Origin of the sequence: Lutibacter sp. B1, from assembly GCF_012524075.1 — a bacterium.
Classification (GTDB): Bacteria; Bacteroidota; Bacteroidia; order Flavobacteriales; family Flavobacteriaceae; genus Lutibacter.
Window position 1 is genome coordinate 28,130 of the sequence record NZ_JAAZUI010000005.1, and the last position, 18,017, is coordinate 46,146.

General features: G+C 29.9%; 19 protein-coding genes and 1 tRNA gene. 6 read left to right on the forward strand and 14 right to left on the reverse strand.

The window, feature by feature from the left end; translation table 11 throughout:
* Window position 1 precedes the first annotated feature (1 nt).
* Together HGB55_RS04095 and HGB55_RS04100 are read right to left on the reverse strand one after the other, a co-directional pair.
* On the reverse strand, window positions 2-217 hold the full coding sequence (locus HGB55_RS04095) for a hypothetical protein (protein WP_168814850.1): 216 nt from the start codon (window positions 215-217) through the stop codon (window positions 2-4).
* The gene (locus HGB55_RS04100; RefSeq protein WP_371807802.1) at window positions 217-792 is read right to left on the reverse strand and encodes an RNA polymerase sigma factor; all 576 of its coding nucleotides are present in this window, start codon (window positions 790-792) and stop codon (window positions 217-219) included. The genes HGB55_RS04095 and HGB55_RS04100 overlap by 1 nt, the downstream gene beginning before the upstream one ends.
* Window positions 793-931: 139 nt before the next feature.
* On the opposite strand from HGB55_RS04100, the gene HGB55_RS04105 reads away from it, so the two are divergent.
* Together HGB55_RS04105 and rpe are read left to right on the forward strand one after the other, a co-directional pair.
* Window positions 932-1,795 (forward strand): RNA polymerase sigma factor RpoD/SigA, encoded by an 864-nt coding sequence (locus tag HGB55_RS04105; protein ID WP_168814903.1) that lies wholly within the window; start codon window positions 932-934, stop codon window positions 1,793-1,795.
* Between the two features lie 146 nt (window positions 1,796-1,941).
* Window positions 1,942-2,601, forward strand: coding sequence for a ribulose-phosphate 3-epimerase (gene rpe / locus HGB55_RS04110; RefSeq protein ID WP_168814905.1), 660 nt, complete (start codon window positions 1,942-1,944; stop codon window positions 2,599-2,601).
* 1 nt (window position 2,602) lies between these two features.
* Here the strand turns inward: rpe and HGB55_RS04115 are convergent, their stop codons facing one another.
* Window positions 2,603-3,040: an HPP family protein gene (locus HGB55_RS04115; protein ID WP_168814907.1), complete on the reverse strand. Its 438-nt coding sequence runs from the start codon at window positions 3,038-3,040 to the stop codon at window positions 2,603-2,605.
* Window positions 3,041-3,217: 177 nt separating this feature from the next.
* Here HGB55_RS04115 and modA point away from each other — a divergent pair, with 177 nt between their 5' ends.
* The 4 genes from modA to HGB55_RS04135 are packed head-to-tail and all read left to right on the forward strand — an operon-like array spanning window position 3,218 to window position 5,921.
* Entirely contained in the window at window positions 3,218-3,979 is a 762-nt protein-coding gene (modA, locus tag HGB55_RS04120) for a molybdate ABC transporter substrate-binding protein (protein ID WP_168814908.1), read from the forward strand.
* On the forward strand, window positions 3,980-4,378 hold the full coding sequence (locus HGB55_RS04125) for a molybdopterin-binding protein (protein WP_168814910.1): 399 nt from the start codon (window positions 3,980-3,982) through the stop codon (window positions 4,376-4,378). It abuts the gene before it with no gap.
* A complete protein-coding gene (gene modB, locus HGB55_RS04130; protein ID WP_168814919.1) occupies window positions 4,375-5,049 on the forward strand; it encodes a molybdate ABC transporter permease subunit in 675 nt (224 codons plus the stop codon). The genes HGB55_RS04125 and modB overlap by 4 nt, the downstream gene beginning before the upstream one ends.
* Window positions 5,046-5,921 (forward strand): sulfate/molybdate ABC transporter ATP-binding protein, encoded by an 876-nt coding sequence (locus HGB55_RS04135; protein WP_168814921.1) that lies wholly within the window; start codon window positions 5,046-5,048, stop codon window positions 5,919-5,921. The genes modB and HGB55_RS04135 overlap by 4 nt, the downstream gene beginning before the upstream one ends.
* On the opposite strand, the gene HGB55_RS04140 is transcribed toward HGB55_RS04135, so the two are convergent.
* From HGB55_RS04140 to mraY, 11 genes are all read right to left on the reverse strand, one after another.
* Window positions 5,918-6,649: a zinc-dependent peptidase gene (locus HGB55_RS04140; protein ID WP_168814923.1), complete on the reverse strand. Its 732-nt coding sequence runs from the start codon at window positions 6,647-6,649 to the stop codon at window positions 5,918-5,920. The genes HGB55_RS04135 and HGB55_RS04140 overlap by 4 nt on opposite strands.
* A gap of 441 nt (window positions 6,650-7,090) precedes the next feature.
* Window positions 7,091-7,164 (reverse strand) — tRNA-Arg (locus HGB55_RS04145).
* Between the two features lie 7 nt (window positions 7,165-7,171).
* Window positions 7,172-7,621, reverse strand: coding sequence for a GatB/YqeY domain-containing protein (locus HGB55_RS04150; RefSeq protein ID WP_168814925.1), 450 nt, complete (start codon window positions 7,619-7,621; stop codon window positions 7,172-7,174).
* Between the two features lie 121 nt (window positions 7,622-7,742).
* On the reverse strand, window positions 7,743-9,644 hold the full coding sequence (ftsZ, locus tag HGB55_RS04155; protein ID WP_168814927.1) for a cell division protein FtsZ: 1,902 nt from the start codon (window positions 9,642-9,644) through the stop codon (window positions 7,743-7,745).
* Window positions 9,645-9,680: 36 nt separating this feature from the next.
* Window positions 9,681-11,009 carry a cell division protein FtsA gene (ftsA, locus tag HGB55_RS04160; protein WP_168814929.1) on the reverse strand — a complete coding sequence of 443 codons (1,329 nt, stop codon included), beginning with the start codon at window positions 11,007-11,009 and terminating at the stop codon, window positions 9,681-9,683.
* A gap of 3 nt (window positions 11,010-11,012) precedes the next feature.
* On the reverse strand, window positions 11,013-11,738 hold the full coding sequence (locus tag HGB55_RS04165) for a cell division protein FtsQ/DivIB (protein ID WP_168814931.1): 726 nt from the start codon (window positions 11,736-11,738) through the stop codon (window positions 11,013-11,015).
* Complete coding sequence (gene murC / locus HGB55_RS04170) at window positions 11,725-13,071, reverse strand: UDP-N-acetylmuramate--L-alanine ligase (protein WP_168814933.1); 1,347 nt, start codon at window positions 13,069-13,071, stop codon at window positions 11,725-11,727. Before murC ends, HGB55_RS04165 begins: the two co-directional genes overlap by 14 nt.
* A gap of 1 nt (window position 13,072) precedes the next feature.
* Window positions 13,073-14,167 (reverse strand): undecaprenyldiphospho-muramoylpentapeptide beta-N-acetylglucosaminyltransferase, encoded by a 1,095-nt coding sequence (gene murG / locus HGB55_RS04175; protein WP_168814935.1) that lies wholly within the window; start codon window positions 14,165-14,167, stop codon window positions 13,073-13,075.
* The gene (locus HGB55_RS04180) at window positions 14,151-15,341 is read right to left on the reverse strand and encodes an FtsW/RodA/SpoVE family cell cycle protein (protein ID WP_168814937.1); all 1,191 of its coding nucleotides are present in this window, start codon (window positions 15,339-15,341) and stop codon (window positions 14,151-14,153) included. The genes murG and HGB55_RS04180 overlap by 17 nt, the downstream gene beginning before the upstream one ends.
* Before the next feature lie 11 nt (window positions 15,342-15,352).
* Window positions 15,353-16,741 carry a UDP-N-acetylmuramoyl-L-alanine--D-glutamate ligase gene (murD, locus tag HGB55_RS04185; protein WP_168814939.1) on the reverse strand — a complete coding sequence of 463 codons (1,389 nt, stop codon included), beginning with the start codon at window positions 16,739-16,741 and terminating at the stop codon, window positions 15,353-15,355.
* Between the two features lie 49 nt (window positions 16,742-16,790).
* Entirely contained in the window at window positions 16,791-18,017 is a 1,227-nt protein-coding gene (gene mraY / locus HGB55_RS04190) for a phospho-N-acetylmuramoyl-pentapeptide-transferase (RefSeq protein ID WP_168814941.1), read from the reverse strand.

The window sequence follows — 18,017 nt, forward strand, 5'->3', positions numbered from 1 at the left end:
TTTACTCTTCTTCTTGATCTTCTTCCTTATTTTCTTTATTTTTTATCGGATTTTTTTCTGTAATTATAAATTCACCAAGAGTGTTTGGGTATTTTACTGCAAATAGATCGGCAATATCAATAGAAAGCTTAATTAACGAAATATCGTTAATTACTTTTTCTCTAAGTACTTTTGGTACTTCTTCGTTATGTAATATTTTCTTAAACGGATTTTCCATTATTTAAGATTATTATATACACTAATTACTTTCTCTCTTGCTCTTTTAAGACGCATTTTTACAGCACTTTCATTAATTTCCAAAACTTCTTGAATTTCTTTTATTGAAAAATCATCTTGATATTTTAACAATAAAATCATTTTATCGCTTGGATCAATTAAATTTAATGCTTTCTTTAATTTTTCAGTTTTCATTTCAAATAGAATTTCTTCACTGGAATCTATTTCATCTGAATCTGATATTTCTCCTTCAAAATTCTTTTCATTTTTTTTATAATTATTCCGTGTAACATAATTCACACAAAAATTATAAGTAAATGAATATAACCAAGTTGAAAACTTAGCTGTTCCTTTAAATGTTCTGAGTTTCACAAAAAGTTTTATAAAAATATCGTGTGTTAAATCTTGTGCTTCTTCTGCTGAAGTTGCAAAACCTAAACATTTATTATAAACCACAGCAACATGCCTATCATACAAAACAGCAAACAAATGAGTGTCATTTGTTTTTACTATTTTTTGTACTAATTCGTTATCACTTAATAACGATATGTCACTAGCTGATTTCAAAAATTTTATATTGGGTTATATGCTTAAGACACATTCTTTTAAAAAACGTCACAAAAAAATATTTTTTAATAATTTTTGTAACATTTCCAAAAATACAACGTATATATTGTATACCACATATTTAAACTAAAATATTTATAGCTACTAAATGAGACAATTAAAAATTACGAAACAGGTTACTAACAGAGAAACCGCATCATTAGACAAGTATTTACAAGAGATAGGAAAAGTAGACTTAATAACAGCAGAACAAGAAGTAGAATTAGCACAACGTATTAAAGCAGGAGATCAGGTGGCTTTAGAAAGATTAACAAAAGCTAACCTTCGTTTTGTTGTGTCTGTTGCTAAACAATATCAAAATCAAGGATTAACATTACCTGATTTAATTAATGAAGGAAATTTAGGTTTAATAAAAGCTGCTAAACGTTTTGATGAAACCAGAGGTTTTAAATTTATTTCTTATGCCGTTTGGTGGATTCGTCAATCAATTTTACAAGCATTGGCTGAACAATCTCGTATTGTACGTTTACCATTAAACAAAATTGGCTCTATTAATAAAATCAACAAAATGTATGCATTTTTAGAGCAAGAAAATGAAAGACCTCCTTCTGCTGAAGAAATTGCAAAAAAATTAGATATGACTGTAAATGACGTAAAAGAATCCATGAAAAATTCTGGTCGTCACGTATCTATGGATGCTCCTTTAATTGAAGGTGAAGATTCTAATTTATACGATGTATTAAATACAGGAGAATCTCCAAATCCAGATAAATCATTGCTTCATGAGTCTTTAAAAGTTGAAATTGAACGCGCTTTAGAAACTTTAACACCTAGAGAAGCTGATGTTGTACAATTATATTTTGGTTTAGGTGATGCACACCCAATGACCCTTGAAGAAATTGGAGAAACATTCGATTTAACTCGTGAACGTGTTCGTCAAATTAAAGAAAAAGCGATAAGACGTTTAAAACATACCTCAAGAAGTAAAATTTTAAAAACTTATTTAGGATAATACATCAATTACAAATTTTGAATTATGAATTATTTTTTTCAATTCGTAATTTTAAATCCGTAATTCATAATTATTAAAAAAAGGCTGTTTGGAACCAATTTTCAAACAGCCTTTTTTTAGTATATTTGTAAAAACAACTATAAAAAATGAGTAAAATTATTGCTCCCTCAATGCTAGCAGCCGATTTTGGTAATTTACAAAGTGATATTGAAATGGTAAACAATAGTGAAGCCGATTGGTTCCATATTGATGTTATGGATGGTGTATTTGTGCCTAATATTTCATTTGGAATGCCTGTTATTAAAGCAATTACAAAGCTCGCTAAAAAAACAATGGATGTCCATTTAATGATTGTTGAACCTGACAGATATATAAAAGATTTTAAAAACGTTGGTGCTGATATTTTAACTGTTCACTACGAGGCATGCACTCATTTACACAAAACAATACAGGAAATAAAATCTCAAGGTATGAAAGCCGGAGTTTCTTTAAATCCTCACACTCCCATTTCTGTTTTAGAAGATATTATCAGAGACTTAGATTTGGTATTAATAATGAGTGTAAATCCTGGATTTGGAGGGCAAAGTTTTATTGAAAATACCTATAAAAAAATTACTCAATTAAAAACTTTAATAGAACAATCAAATTCTAATGCAATTATAGAAGTAGATGGCGGTGTTACTGATAAGAATATAGAAAAACTTTCAAAAGTTGGAGTTGATGCTTTTGTTGCAGGCAGTTTTGTTTTTAAAAGTAAAAATCCAACCGAAACTATTAGTACGTTGAAAAAATTAGTTTCAAACTAATTTACTCAACACTTTCTAACTTATATTGTTCTAATAAATATAAAAGTATATCGGTAGTTGTAACAATACCAACCAAAATATCATTTTCTATAACAGGCAAAGCATGAAACTCATTTTTTGATAAAATTTCTACAACCGATTTTATAGTAATACTGGAATTTACTTTAATAGGATTTTTTACCATTAATTGCTCAATGCTAAGCATATTATATATGGTATTATCTATCTTTATTTCATCTGAATCGTATGAATCTAAAAAGCTAATACGTTGCAAATCTGAAAGACTTAACATTCCAATAATGTGCTCATCTTCTACCACCGGAATATGGCGTATATGATTTTTTTTAAACAATCTTTCTGCTTTATACAAGTCATCAGATAACTTCAAAGTAATAACATTTTTAGTCATAATTTTTGATACTGGCTCAAGACGTTTCATGACATTAAATTTATTATTTTACATAAAGTTCGAAAATTGAACTAAAATTATGCATGATTAAAATCATAATTATAAAAAATAAAGCACTTTAATAGGCTACATTTTTAACTAATCGTATATATTTGAAGGTATAAATTATCAGGAATTTGATTACTTAATTTAATGTCAAACCATCAAATGAATCAAAAAAAAATATTACTATTTATTTTAACTCTATTTTTATTTTTTTCCTGTAAACAAACAGAAACAAACCACCTTACTATTGCTACTGCTGCCAATATGCAATTTGCAATAGATAAAATTACCGAGGCTTTTACTAACGAAACCGGTATTAAATGCGAAACAATAATAAGTTCATCGGGTAAATTAACAGCTCAAATTAAAGAAGGTGCCCCATACCATATTTTTGTATCGGCAGACATGAAATATCCAAATGAATTATACGCTTCAGGTTTCGCAACACAAAAACCTAAAATTTATGCTTACGGAAAGCTGGTTATGTGGTCTATGGTAGACAGTATTATTCCTTCAATTCAACTACTTCAACATAAAAAAATAGACCATATTGCCATTGCAAATCCTAAAACTGCTCCTTACGGATTAGCAGCAATAGAAGTACTAAAAAAATTCAGTATTTTTGATTCTATTCAACATAAATTAGTTTATGGAGAAAGTATTGCGCAAACTAACCAATTTATTACTACTAAAGCAGCTGAAATTGGTTTTACAGCAAAATCTGTAGTATCATCACCTTCAATAAAAGAAATGGGAAATTGGATAGAAATTGATGAAAGTAATTATACTCCAATAGCACAAGGTATTGTAATACTTAAAAATAAAACAACTAATTTTAATCAGGCTCAAAAATTTTATAACTTTCTTTTTTCAATAAAAGGGAAAGAAATTTTAAAAACATTTGGGTATTCAGTAAAAGAATAAATGAACATTTTAAAAGGAGAAATAGAAAATATTAAAGTAAGTGGTAGTTTATCTCTTGTTCATATAAATGTGCTGAAAACGAGAATTTCTGCAATTGTTATAGATACTCCTAAAACAGAACCTTTCTTAAAAATTGGGAATAACATAGATGTTGTTTTTAAAGAGACAGAAGTTATTATTGGTAAAGGAATTCATCATAATATTAGTATGCAAAATAAATTTATTGGGAATATTTTATCAATAGAATCAAGAGACTTATTAAGTAAACTTGTTGTAAATACATCTGTTGGTAAAATAACATCAATAATTACAACAAATGCAGTAAAACAATTAGAGTTAGAAATTGGTACAGAGGTTACTGCAATGGTTAAAACCAACGAAATTATGTTAAGTGAATGATTGATTGGAGCCCTCTTATACTAACCTTTAAATTAGCAGTAATAACAACTTTTTTGTTATTACTAATTTCTATTCCTTTAGCTTATTGGCTGGCTTATACAAAGTTAAAAATTAAACCAATTATAGAAACATTGGTTAGTATGCCATTGGTTTTACCACCTACTGTAATAGGTTTTTATTTACTTATTGCATTTAGTCCTTCGAATTCTTTTGGCGAATGGCTGCATGAATTTTTAGGATTACAATTGGTTTTTTCATTTGAAGGATTGATTATTGCCTCCATAATTTACAGTTTGCCTTTTATGGTACATCCAATTCAATCCGGTTTATCAAATTTACCTGCTTCTTTTTTAGATGCTTCCTCTGTTCTAGGAAAATCGAACTTAAACACTCTTTTTAAAGTGCTGTTACCCAATATAAAACCATCTTTACTTACAGGTATTGTACTCGCATTTGCCCATACTATTGGCGAATTTGGAGTAGTATTAATGATTGGAGGAAATATTCCGGGTAAAACAAAAGTTGCATCAATTGCTATTTATGATGAAGTTGAAGCTTTAAACTATGCTACAGCTAATACGTATTCTCTCATATTATTTGCTTTGTCATTTTGTATATTATTAACTGTGTATTTAATTAATGGAGGTTATTTAAAACAAATTTATAAATGATTGAAATTGCTATCCATAAAAAATTAAAAGCAGCAACAGGAGAAATGCTACTTGATATCAATACAACTATTGAACAAGGAAGTTTAGTTACCTTATATGGAAAATCGGGTGTTGGTAAAACAACTATTCTTAGAATTTTATCAGGATTATTAAAGCCGGAAAAAGGCAAAATAATTGTAAATGGTACAACTTGGTTAGATACCGAAAAGGGAATTAACCTAAAACCTCAAAAACGTAAAGTAGGTTTTGTTTTTCAGGACTATGCGTTATTTCCGAATATGACCGTGAAAGAAAATCTTCAATATGCCTTAAATAAAGGTGAAAATTCTAAAATTGTTGATAATCTTATTCAAATTATTGAATTGGACGAACTTCAAAACCGCAAACCCGAAACGCTTTCCGGAGGTCAAAAACAACGTGTTGCTTTGGCTAGAGCTTTAGTTCAAAAACCTTCTATTTTAATGCTAGACGAACCTCTTTCAGCATTAGATTCCGAAATACGTTTTAAACTCCAACAATATATAATAAAGGTTCATAAAGAATTTAAACTTACCACTATTTTAATAAGCCATGATGTTTCTGAAATAATAAGAATGTCCGATACCTTATTTGAAATTGAACATGGAAAAATTATACGACGTGGAAAGCCTAATGAAGTTTTTAAATATAAAGAGTTAAATGCAAAATTTCAGTTTACCGGAGACTTAATTGAAATTGAAAAACAAGATTTTTTATACATTTTAACCATTCGAATTGGAAAAGATTTGGTTAAAGTTGTTGCCGATGAAAGTGAAGGGAAAATGTTAACTGTTGGAGATAAAATTTTGGTTGCTTCAAAGGCATTCAATCCTGTTATTCATAAAATAAGTTAAACTTTTTTACTATATATTTTTAATATATCAATATTTAACATTTTTTGAACAAGTATAAATATCTCAGGAAGTTTTTGTTTAAAAATTGCCGGTGTTTCGAAAAAATGTTCAATAAGAACAGCTAAAAACTCGTATTTATTTTCAAAAGCATACGATCGTAAATAATTAGTATCAATTAATTTTTGCTTATTTTCAGGTTCTTTTAAGTACCTCAAAATCTTATTAAAATTGTTTTTAAAGTTAATTGCCGAAAAACTTTCTTCTTTTAAAAAACTAAAATGTAGTGCATGTGAAAATTCGTGAATTGCTAGGTTTAAATTATCATCTCCATTTTTTATTCCATCTAAAAAATCTATCCACGAAAATACAACTAAATGTAATTTTGGATTTGTTTCTCCAATATGATACTGTTCTAAGATAGTTGAGTAATAACTTTTTGGGTAAATAATTATAGTGTTTATTTTAGAAAATAAATACCTATGCATACCAAAAGTTAGCGTAATTGCCATGGCTGCAATAAGTGTTTTCATTTCTAAGGTAACTTTTATACCGTTTCCATAAAAATTATGCTCATTAATAAAATTAGCTACTCGATGTTCAAAAATACGTTTGTTTTTTAAACTCAAACACTTATAAAAATGACTTTTTTCGGTTATATATTTCCTTTGTTCGGGAGTTATATTTTTATAAAACAGTACAAATTGATGCAAGTTTGAATTAACAAACATAACGCCTTTTACACTATTTATTAAATATTTTATTAAACTAAACAAAAGCAACTAAATTAGAACTTAACAATTTTTGAGTACAGTAACTGTGAGAAAGCTTAACTTCGTTCTTCCTTACAAAGCTCCGCTTTGAAAATCAATAAAAGAAAACTTCGCTCTCAAAAAAATTAAAGCAAACTTTGTTTTATCATCCAACCTAACACGGATTAACTTCGTTGTTCCTTACAAAGCTCCGCTTTGAAAATCAACAAAAGAAAACTTCGCTCTCAAAAAAATTAAAGCAAGCTTTATTTTATCATCCAACCTAACACGGATTAACTTCGTTGTTCCTTACAAAGCTCCGCTTTGAAAATCAACAAAAGAAAACTTCGCTCTCAAAAAAATTAAAGCAAGCTTTATTTTTTTGCTTGCTCAGTTTCCAACTTTTTGTTGATTTATTCGTGACCGCGGAAGGATTCGAACCCTCAACCCTCAGAGCCGAAATCTGATATTCTATCCAGTTGAACTACGCGGCCAAAAAAATTATTGTAAAAGTTTTTTAACCATTGTAGAAATAGCTTTACCGTCAGCTTTACCCGCTAATTGTTTAGAAGCCATTCCCATAACTTTTCCCATATCTTTCATAGAAGTAGCTCCTACACTACTTATAATTTCAGCAACAATTTTCTCTAACTCATCTTCGCTCATCTGTTCAGGTAAAAATTGTGCAATTATTTCAACTTGAGCTAATTCAGGTTCAGCTAAATCATCTCTGCCTTGTTCTTTGTAAACAGCTGCACTTTCTTTACGTTGCTTTACCAATTTTTGAAGAAGTTTTATTTCTTCATCTTCTGTTAATTCTTCTGAAGCACCACTTTTAGTTTGTGCTAATAATATTTCAGATTTTATTGCTCTTAATGATTCTAAAGCTACTTTATCTTTTAATTTCATAGCTTCTTTCATTTTTACCATTAACTTTTGCTGTAAACTCATAGTATTAAATTTTGTATTGCGAAGATAAAAAAAAAGAACTCGAAAATCTTCTTAATTGGGCGAAGATTTTCGAGTTAAAACTTAGAAAATTAATCTAAGGGAACCGTCTTTGGGCTACGTTTTAATCTACATTATCATGTAAAAATGAGTTATTTGATCTAAATTGAATGTCATCGTTGTCATCAATTTCAAGCGTTGTTCTTGATTGACTGATTTCTGATGAATGAGAAGTTTCATTTAACTCAACTCCCATCCTTTTATATGCCGGCTCTTTTTCAATTTCGTCAATATTTTTGTTTACTTTATTAATAAACTTATAATTGAAATTTTTCATTTTCTCACGTCTTTCAGATGCTCTTTTTTGCAATTCAGCAATTGTTAAATCTAATGGCGAAACTTCTTTATAATCTACCACTTCTTGTTCATTAACATCTATTACAGGTTTTGAATGAAGTGTAATGTTTAATTCGTTATTAACTTCTTCTTCAATTGATGTTGTTTTTTTTGCTTTTGTTAAATTCTCTTCTAGTTTTGTATAATCTTCTAACGAGAAATAAACATCTTCTTTTACTTTTTTAATAGGCTCAATAACTTGATGATCTACAACTTCAATATTTTTTATAGTAGGGGTTGACTCTTTAACTTCATGTTCTTTTTTAGCTTCAGAGATTGGTAAATCAAATGTGAAAGAAATTTGATTTTCTTCTTCAACAACTTTTATTGGTTCTTCTTCTTTTTGATATGTTATTGGTGTAATTATAAACTCTTCTGCTTCTTCGTTTGCAATTTCATCATAAGTTACATCAATATTTTTGATAAATTCTGTTGTTGGAATAATATCAAATTCATCGTCAACTTCTTCTCCTAAATCAAATACAATTTTATCATCAACAGGTGGTGTTGGCACCTTAATAGGTTCATTCACTTCATTTACAGAAGGTTCAATTATGTTTTTTTCAGAGAAATCAAATGTAGCTTCTTGATCATCACCTAAAGTGTGAATTATTTTTTTTGCTTCAGTATTTGAAATTTCGTGCTGTTGATCTTTATTAAAACCAGTAGCAATAACTGTAACTGAAATAGCTTCTCCTAATGATTCGTCTTCTCCAATACCCATTATAATATTTACATTGGATTTTGCTTGAGATTGAACGTAATCATTAATTTCTCCAATTTCATCAATTGTTATTTCTTCAGATCCTGAAACAATTAATAATAACACATTTTTAGCTCCTGTTATTTTATTATCATTTAATAAAGGAGAATCTAAAGCTTTAGATATTGCTTCTTCCGATCTGTTTACACCAGATGCTGTTGCAGAACCCATAATGGCTGTACCACTATTTGAAAGCACCGTTTTAGCATCTTTTAAATCTATATTTTGTGTATAATGGTGTGTAATAACTTCGGCTATTCCACGAGCAGCTGTAGAAAGCACTTCATCAGCTTTTGAGAATCCTGCTTTAAACCCAAGATTTCCATAAACTTCTCTTAATTTATTATTATTAATTACCACCAAAGAATCTACATACTGACGTAGTTTATCAATTCCTTTTTGAGCTTGGTCATTACGCATTTTACCTTCAAAACTAAAAGGATTGGTAACAATACCTATTGTTAACAAATCTAACTCGCGTGCTACTTTTGCTATAATAGGCGCAGCTCCAGTTCCTGTTCCACCACCCATACCAACAGTGATAAATACCATTTTTGAATTAGTAGAAAGCATATCTTTTATTTCTTGAATGCTTTCCATGGCAGCTTGCTCACCTACTTCAGGATTTGCGCCCGCTCCTAAACCTTCGGTTAATGAAACTCCCAGTTGAATTTTTGAAGGTACCGGACTATTTTGTAAAGCCTGAGCATCGGTATTACAAACTACAAAATCAACACCATTAATACCCTGTGAGTACATGTGATTAACGGCATTACTACCTCCTCCTCCAACTCCTATAACTTTTATAACGTTAGACTGATTTTTTGGTAAATCGAATGAAATGTTGTTAAAATCTAAACTGCTCATAATATAAATTTATTGGTATTTTCTAATTCTTGTAATTTATTCTGCATTATCTAAAAAGTCTCTCAATTTTTCTCCCCATCTTTCTATAAATGACTTTTTAATTTTTTTAGGTTCAATAATTTTTTCTTCTTCTTTTTCTGAACCACTAACTTCTTTATCTTTTTTAAGTTTTTGCTCTTCTGCAATTTTATTCTTTTGTTTTTGAACTTTATTAAGTCCGTTCATTAACAGTCCAACTGCTGTTGCGTATTGTGGACTTGATAAACTTTCATCAGAATCACCTGCTAAATTTTCGTTTGGATAACCTATTCTGGTATCCATCCCAGTAATATATTCTACTAACTGTTTTAAATGTTTTAATTGAGCTCCACCACCTGTTAAAACAATACCTGCAATTAATTTTTTCTTAGGCTCTTCGTGTCCGTAATTTTTTATTTCAGAAAAAACCTGTTCAATAATTTCAACCACTCTTGCATGGATTATTTTTGAAAGATTTTTTAAAGTAATTTCTTTCGGATCTCTTCCTCGCAATCCCGGAATTGAGACAATTTCATTGTCTTTATTTTCTCCTGGCCAAGCAGACCCGAATTTGGTTTTTAATAATTCTGCTTGCTTTTCAATTATAGAACATCCTTCTTTAATGTCTTCAGTAATAACATTTCCACCAAAAGGAATTACCGCTGTATGACGAATGATTCCATTTTTGAAAATAGCTAAATCTGTTGTTCCTCCTCCTATATCAATCAAAGCAACACCTGCTTCTTTTTCTTCATTACTTAATACCGCTTCTGCTGATGCTAAAGGTTCTAATGTGATTCCTGCTAAATCTAATCCGGCGCTTTTTATACAGCGTCCTATGTTTCTAATAGATGATACTTGCCCAACAACAACATGAAAATTTGCTTCCAATCTTCCTCCATACATTCCAACTGGTTCAGTAATTTCTGCTTGTCCATCAACTTTAAATTCTTGTGGCAGCACATGTATAATTTCTTCACCAGGCAACATTACCAATTTATATACTTGTTTTTCAAGTTTATCCAAATCATCATCACTAATAACTTCTTCAGAATTTGGCCGTGTTATATAATCGCTATGCTGTAAACTTCTGATATGTTGACCAGCAATACCTACAACAGCTTTGTTAATTTTAATGCCTGAAACAGCAATTGCTTCATCTACAGCCATTTGAATAGACTGTATTGTTTGGGTAATATTATTAACTACACCTCTATGTACACCTAAACTTTTGGCTTTACCAATACCTAGTAACTCAATCTTTCCGTATTCATTTCTACGACCAATCATAGCAACAATTTTAGTTGTTCCTATATCTAATCCTACTGAAATATCATCGTGTTCCATATTCTACTTTTTTGTACACACAACCTGATTGTTGTATTTTAAATTTATTGTTGTGTAATTATCAATTGTATTATCAGCCAACGTTTTATTAAAAAACGATTTTAAATTCTCGAATTTTTGTTTCAAATCCTCAATTTTACCAATCAAAATTATTTGTCCACCTATGCGAGTCATCAAAACAAATTCATTATTCTGCATTTTTTGAACGCCAATTATTTGTTTTTTTAAAAATTCATCGCTCAAAATTGTTGAAGCAAGCTGATATATTTTTTTACTATCTTCTTCTTTTATATTACCACTAACCAACAAAGTTCTAGCCGAATGATTTGATGACAAAGGCATTACTTTTGCCTGTCTATCAATGTAATAGCTACTACTATTTGTTGTAATTCTTGCAATAGGCGTTCGTTGCTTTATTTTGGTTTTTAACAAACCGTCAACTGTTAAATAAACAGATGCATCTTCAACCATTGGATGTGCCAGTACTTTCGCCTCAAATTTTTGTAAATCTATAACAGATTTTGCTTGATTTTTAACCGTTTTTCCATTTTGTATTAACAATTTATTAACCATATCATAATTCATAAAAAGGTTATCTCCTTTTTCAAATTCAATAGATATATCGTGTACTTTTTGAGTGCTGTTCTTCTTATGAGAAAACCCATATAAAAACACTACCAAAGCAGCTAAAAACAAACCTTTTATGTAATTCCAGTTAATTTTCAACACTCAATTTATTTTTAATTACATCAACCAATTCTCCTATATCTCCTGCGCCAATCATAACAATAATTTCGGCAGTAGATTTTATACTTTTTTCAACCAATTCTTGTTTGGTTAAAATGCGTTTATTTTTTAAACTTATTTTACTCAATAACCAACTTGAAGTAACTCCTTCAATTGGTAATTCTCTGGCCGGATAAATATCTAGTAATATAAGCTCATCAAATCGAGATAAACTACTTGCAAAATCATCAGCAAAATCTCTTGTTCTACTGTATAAATGCGGTTGAAAAATACCCATAACCTTTTTAGTTGGATACATTTCTCTAACTGAATCTATTACTGCATTTATTTCTGTTGGGTGATGTGCATAATCATCAATTAACACTAAATTTTCGGTTTTAATTTTATAAGAAAATCGTCGGTTAATTCCTTTAAATGTTAGTAAAGCTTTAGCAATGGCTTTGAGTGATATTCCAAAACTATTCGCCATTGCCAAAGCTGCCACCGTATTTAGCACATTATGTTTTCCCGGTAAATTAATTTGTATGTTTTTAATAAACTCAGTTGGAGTTTGTACATCAAAAAAATAAACACCGTTTTCAATTCTTATATTTTTAGCATCAAAATCTGCATTTTCGTTCAACCCAAAGGTTTTAGCTTCAATTGGCAAACCCTTTTTTACTATTAAAGTTTCTGATACTTTATTGGCAAATTCTATAAACGATTTGTGTAATTCAACAGGTTCACCATAAATATCTAAATGATCGGCATCCATTGAAGTTATGCAAGCAATATTTGGTGAAAGTTTTAAGAAAGATCTATCAAATTCATCGGCTTCAACAACTGTTATTTCATTCCCTCCTAATATTAAATTTGAATTGTAATTTTCTGAAATTCCACCTAAAAAAGCTGTTACATCAACACCGCTTTCTTTTAAAATATGACCTAAAATTGTTGAAGTTGTTGTTTTACCATGTGTACCGGCTACAGCTAAACATGTAGAGTTTTTGGTAATTTCACCTAAAATATCAGATCGTTTTAAAACTGTAAAATCATTTTCTAAAAAATAGTTGAATTCAGAATGATTTTTAGGAATTGCCGGCGTATAAACTACTATGGTATTTTGTTTATTTTTAAAAGTTTCATCAACTAAATCAACAGAATCTTTAAAATGAATTTTAATTCCCAATTCTTGAAGAGATTTAGTTATAGTAGTTGAAACTTTATCGTAACCAGCCACGTTTTTTCCATTGCTTTTAAAATATTTTGCAATAGAACTCATACCGATTCCACCGATACCAATAAAATAGACGTTATGTATATTCTCTAAATTCAAATTAACCTTTTAATATATTTTCTATTTCTCTTACTATATTTTTAGTTGCATTAGGTAATGCCAGTTTTTTTATATTTTCACTTAATTTTTGTTGTAAATTTTCATTGTTAATTAACTCTTTAAACATGATGTGAAACATGTTTAACTCGGTTTCTTTTAATAACAAAGCAGCGTTATTGTTTACAACTGCCAATGCATTTTTTGTTTGATGATCTTCAGCTACATTTGGAGATGGAATAAAAATTACCGGTTTACCAACTATACACAATTCTGAAATTGATCCTGCACCTGCTCTGCTAATTATAAAATCGGCCGCAGCATAAGTCAAGTCCATTTTATTTAAAAATGCGTGTGTTTGAACACCTTCTAACTCGTCGTATTTTTTAAATTCATTGTAATACAACTTTCCTGTTTGCCAAATTACCTGTACATTATTAGAAACAATAAATTCTATATTTTTTTCAATTAAATTATTAATGGCTCTTGCACCTAAACTTCCTCCAATAACCACCAATGTTTTTTTATGTTTATCAAGCTTAAAAAAATCTAATGCTTCTTTTCTTTTTCCATCAATATTCAATAAATCCTGACGTACAGGATTTCCTGTTTTAATAATTTTTTCAGAAGGAAAAAAGCGTTCCAAACCATCGTACGCCACACAAATTTTATCGGCTTTTTTTGCCAATAATTTATTAGTAATACCAGGAAACGAATTTTGTTCCTGAATTAAAGTTTTTATTCCTTTTAAATTCGCCGCATATAAAGTTGGACCACTTGCAAACCCCCCAGTTCCAATCACTACACTAGGCTTAAATTTCTTTATAATTTTAAAAGCATTCCACAAACTACTCACTAGTTTAAAAGGAAATGCCAAATTATTCAATGTTACTTTTCGTTGAATTCCCGATATCCATAATCCTTCTATTTTGTAACCTTCTTGAGGTATTTTTTCCATTTCCATTTTATCCTTGGCCCCTACAAATAAAAAGTTAGCTTCAGGATATTTTGCCTTCAATTCATTTGCTATTGAAACAGCCGGATAAATATGCCCTCCTGTTCCACCGCCACTTAATATTATGTTAACCAATTGCTTCATGTAAAATATCTAAAGGGTTTTCTTCATTTTCAACAGCAATAACTTTTTCTTTATTTGCTGTTACACTTAAAATTATTCCAATAGCAAAACATGTCATCCAAATAGATGTTCCACCACTACTAACTAAAGGCAATGTTTGACCGGTTACAGGAAATAAATTAACGGCTACCGCCATATTTATTATTGCTTGAAAAATAATAGGTAAACCAACTCCAATTATTAACAATGCAGCAAAAACACTGGTTGCTTTTTTGGTAGCAATAATCATTCTAAAAAGCAAAAACAAGTAGGCTAAAATCACAATAAGTGCACCCAACAAACCATACTCTTCAACTATAATTGCAAAAATAAAATCAGATGATGATTGTGGTAAAAAATTCTTTTGAACACTTTTACCCGGACCTCTACCTTTTAATCCTCCGCTGGCTATAGCAATTTTGGCTTTTTCTACCTGATAACCTTCTTCTCCATTTTTATCAGAAAAATTTTCTACCCTGCTTATCCAAGTATCAACTCTATTTGGCATAACATTAGGAAATGCTTTGGCTGTAAGCACAAATAGAGTTAATACCAGTACACCTATCCCCACAACAGATGCTATATATTTAAAAGGATAACCTCCTATGTAGGCTACCAATAATATCATTAAAAAAATAATGGCTGTAGTTGAAAAGTTTGCCGGTAAAATTAACATCAAAGTAATAGCAACCGGAACCCATAATTGCAATACGCTTTCTTTAAATGTAATTTTGTTTTCTTTGTTTCGTGCTAAATAACGAGCAACATATACCATTAAAACAACATTTGCCAATGTTGATGTTTGAAAACCAACACCAATAAACGGAATTTGAATCCAACGACTTGCATTTGCACCACCTATAGTTGTACCTTTTGTAAGTGTATAAATAAGTAAAACTATAACTAAAGGCAGCATTAATACTGAACCTCCACTAAAATATCTATACGGAATTTTATGTACTCCGTAAATAATTAAAAACCCAAAAAATAATAAAACAACATGCTTTAATAAATGATATGTAGGTGTACCATTATTGGATACATAAACCAAATTGGTACTTGCGCTATACACAGGCATAAAAGACAATACAGCCAAAAAAACTACTATTGCCCATATAGCGCGATCTCCTTCTAATTTATTAAGAATGTTTTTCACTTAACTAAATATTATAATTCTCTAACTGCTTGTTTAAATTGATTCCCTCTATCTTCATAATTTTCAAACAGATCAAAACTTGCACATGCCGGAGATAACAACACTGTATCCCCTTTTTCTGCAATTTTATAGGCTACTTTAACCGCTTCTTCTGCACCTGCAGTTTCCACAATTAAATCAACCACATTCGAAAATGTTTGTACTATTTTTTGATTGTCTATTCCTAAACAAATAATTGCTTTTACTTTTTCTCTAACCAATGGCATTAAATCCATATAATCATTACCCTTATCAACACCACCAACAATCCAAACAGTTGGAGTCTGCATACTTTCTAAAGCATAAAATGTTGCATTTACATTTGTTGCTTTAGAATCGTTAATATATTGTACTCCATTAATTTTTAAAACAGATTCAAGCCTATGTTCGGCACCTTCAAAATCTTCAAGACTTTCTCTTATCGTGTCTTTTCTAACTTTTAACAATGTAGCTGCCATAGTAGCTGCCATTGCATTTTTTGTGTTGTGTTTTCCTTTTAATGTTAAAGTTGACTTACTCATTATTATTTTTTCGGTTTTATATTTTATTATTATTTTGTTGTCTTTTAAATAAGCTCCTTGTTCCAACTTTCTTTCTATTGAAAAAGGCAATAAAGTTGCTTTTACTTTATTGTTGTTTAGCCAATTTAAAATCTCCTTATCATCAGCATCATAAATCAAAAAATCATTTTCTGTCTGATTTTTTGTTATTCTGAACTTTGATTCAACATAATTTTCAAGTTTATAGCTATATCTGTCCAAATGATCAGGTGTTATATTGGTTATAATAGCAATATGAGGCGCAAAATCTACAATTCCATCTAATTGGAAACTACTTAGCTCCAACACATGAATATCAAAATTGTTTTCTGCAACTTGTTGAGCAAAACTGCTCCCAATATTACCTCCCATTCCAACATTTAACCCTGCTTTTTTCAAAATGTGATTTACCAACATTGTTGTAGTTGTTTTACCGTTTGAACCGGTAACTCCAACTATAACTCCATTAGTAAATTTTGAAGCAAACTCTATTTCTGAAATAACAGGAATACCACTCTCTTTTAGTTGTTGTACAATTGGAACACTATCGGGTATTCCGGGACTTTTCATTACAACATCAGCATCAAAAATTTCAGATTCGGTATGCTTTTCTTCCTCAAAAATTATATTGTTATTTAAAAGAACTTCTTTATATCTATTTTTAATTATCCCCTTATCAGAAACAAAAACATTGTATCCTTTTTGCTTTGCCAGAATAGCTGTACCCACTCCGCTTTCTCCCGCTCCAAGAATTGCTAAAAGCCTCCTATCTCTCCCTAAAGGGAATTCATCACTTTTACTATTTACTGCATTTTTATTCATTATATATTCATTATCCTGCTTCCTTTGGAAAGGAATAAAAGGATGGGCATTATCGCAACTTTAATGTTACAATTGTTAAAACTGCCAACATTATACCTACAATCCAAAATCGTGTTACTATTTTACTTTCATGATAACCTGATTTTTGATAATGATGATGTAGTGGTGACATCTTAAATATCCTTCTTCCTTCGCCGTATTTCTTTTTGGTATATTTGAAAAAACTAACCTGAAGAATTACCGATAGGTTTTCTACTACAAAAACTCCTGCTAAAATTGGAATAAGTAATTCCTTACGTACTGCAATTGCTAAAACAGCTATAATACCTCCAATAGTTAAACTTCCTGTATCTCCCATAAACACTTGTGCCGGATATGTATTATACCATAAAAACCCAACCAGACCACCCACAAAAGCAGCTATAAAAACAGTCATTTCTCCAGAATTAGGTATGTACATAACATCTAAATAATTGGCAAAAATAATGTTACCGGAAATCCACGTAAAAACTCCTAAGGTAAGTACCATAATTGCCGAAGAGCCCGCAGCCAATCCGTCTATTCCATCAGTTAAATTAGCACCGTTTGATACTGCTGTTATTATAAATATTACAATTGGTATAAAAATTATCCAAGCATATTTTCTATATCCTTCACCTAAAAAATCTAATGCTGCTGCATATTCTAATTCGTTATTTTTTAAGAAAGGGATTGTTGTTTTAGTAGATTTTTTTGCATCGGAAAACAATACCGTTTTACCATTTTCAGAAACTATATGCACTCCTTGTGGTAATTTCTCTTTCATAGTTACATTAGGATGAAAATAAAGCATAGCTCCAACAAAAATTCCTAAAGTAATTTGGCCTAATATTTTAAATCTTCCTTTTAAACCTTCTTTATCTTTTTTAAATATTTTTATATAATCATCTATAAAACCAATAGTACCCATCCAAATAGTGGTAACAATCAGAATTACTATGTACACATTGTCAACTTGTGCAAATAACAATACCGGAATTAATGTTGCTAAAATTATAATAACACCTCCCATTGTTGGAGTTCCTGCTTTTTCTATTTGTCCAACCAGTCCTAAATCTCTTACAGACTCACCTACTTGCAATCGTTGTAAATAATTGATAATTCTTTTCCCATAAATTGTTGAAATCAATAACGAGAACAAAAAAGCCATTGCTGAACGGAACGTTATAAATTGAAATAAACCTGCTCCGGCCAAATTGTAATGCTTGTCTAAATAATCGAATAAATAATATAACAT

Bases quoted from the DNA above. Each gene is read 5' to 3' on its own strand.
- rpe (WP_168814905.1), top strand. From the start codon at position 1,942: ATGAGTAAAATTATTGCTCCCTCAATGCTAGCAGCCGATTTTGGTAAT.
- HGB55_RS04150 (WP_168814925.1), bottom strand. From the start codon at position 7,621: ATGAGTTTACAGCAAAAGTTAATGGTAAAAATGAAAGAAGCTATGAAA.
- HGB55_RS04125 (WP_168814910.1), top strand. From the start codon at position 3,980: ATGAACATTTTAAAAGGAGAAATAGAAAATATTAAAGTAAGTGGTAGT.
- HGB55_RS04135 (WP_168814921.1), top strand. From the start codon at position 5,046: ATGATTGAAATTGCTATCCATAAAAAATTAAAAGCAGCAACAGGAGAA.
- HGB55_RS04140 (WP_168814923.1), bottom strand. From the start codon at position 6,649: ATGTTTGTTAATTCAAACTTGCATCAATTTGTACTGTTTTATAAAAAT.
- HGB55_RS04095 (WP_168814850.1), bottom strand. From the start codon at position 217: ATGGAAAATCCGTTTAAGAAAATATTACATAACGAAGAAGTACCAAAA.
- HGB55_RS04115 (WP_168814907.1), bottom strand. From the start codon at position 3,040: ATGAAACGTCTTGAGCCAGTATCAAAAATTATGACTAAAAATGTTATT.
- modA (WP_168814908.1), top strand. From the start codon at position 3,218: ATGAATCAAAAAAAAATATTACTATTTATTTTAACTCTATTTTTATTT.
- murD (WP_168814939.1), bottom strand. From the start codon at position 16,741: ATGAATAAAAATGCAGTAAATAGTAAAAGTGATGAATTCCCTTTAGGG.
- mraY (WP_168814941.1), bottom strand. From the start codon at position 18,017: ATGTTATATTATTTATTCGATTATTTAGACAAGCATTACAATTTGGCC.
- murG (WP_168814935.1), bottom strand. From the start codon at position 14,167: ATGAAGCAATTGGTTAACATAATATTAAGTGGCGGTGGAACAGGAGGG.
- modB (WP_168814919.1), top strand. From the start codon at position 4,375: ATGATTGATTGGAGCCCTCTTATACTAACCTTTAAATTAGCAGTAATA.
- ftsA (WP_168814929.1), bottom strand. From the start codon at position 11,009: ATGGAACACGATGATATTTCAGTAGGATTAGATATAGGAACAACTAAA.
- HGB55_RS04105 (WP_168814903.1), top strand. From the start codon at position 932: ATGAGACAATTAAAAATTACGAAACAGGTTACTAACAGAGAAACCGCA.
- ftsZ (WP_168814927.1), bottom strand. From the start codon at position 9,644: ATGAGCAGTTTAGATTTTAACAACATTTCATTCGATTTACCAAAAAAT.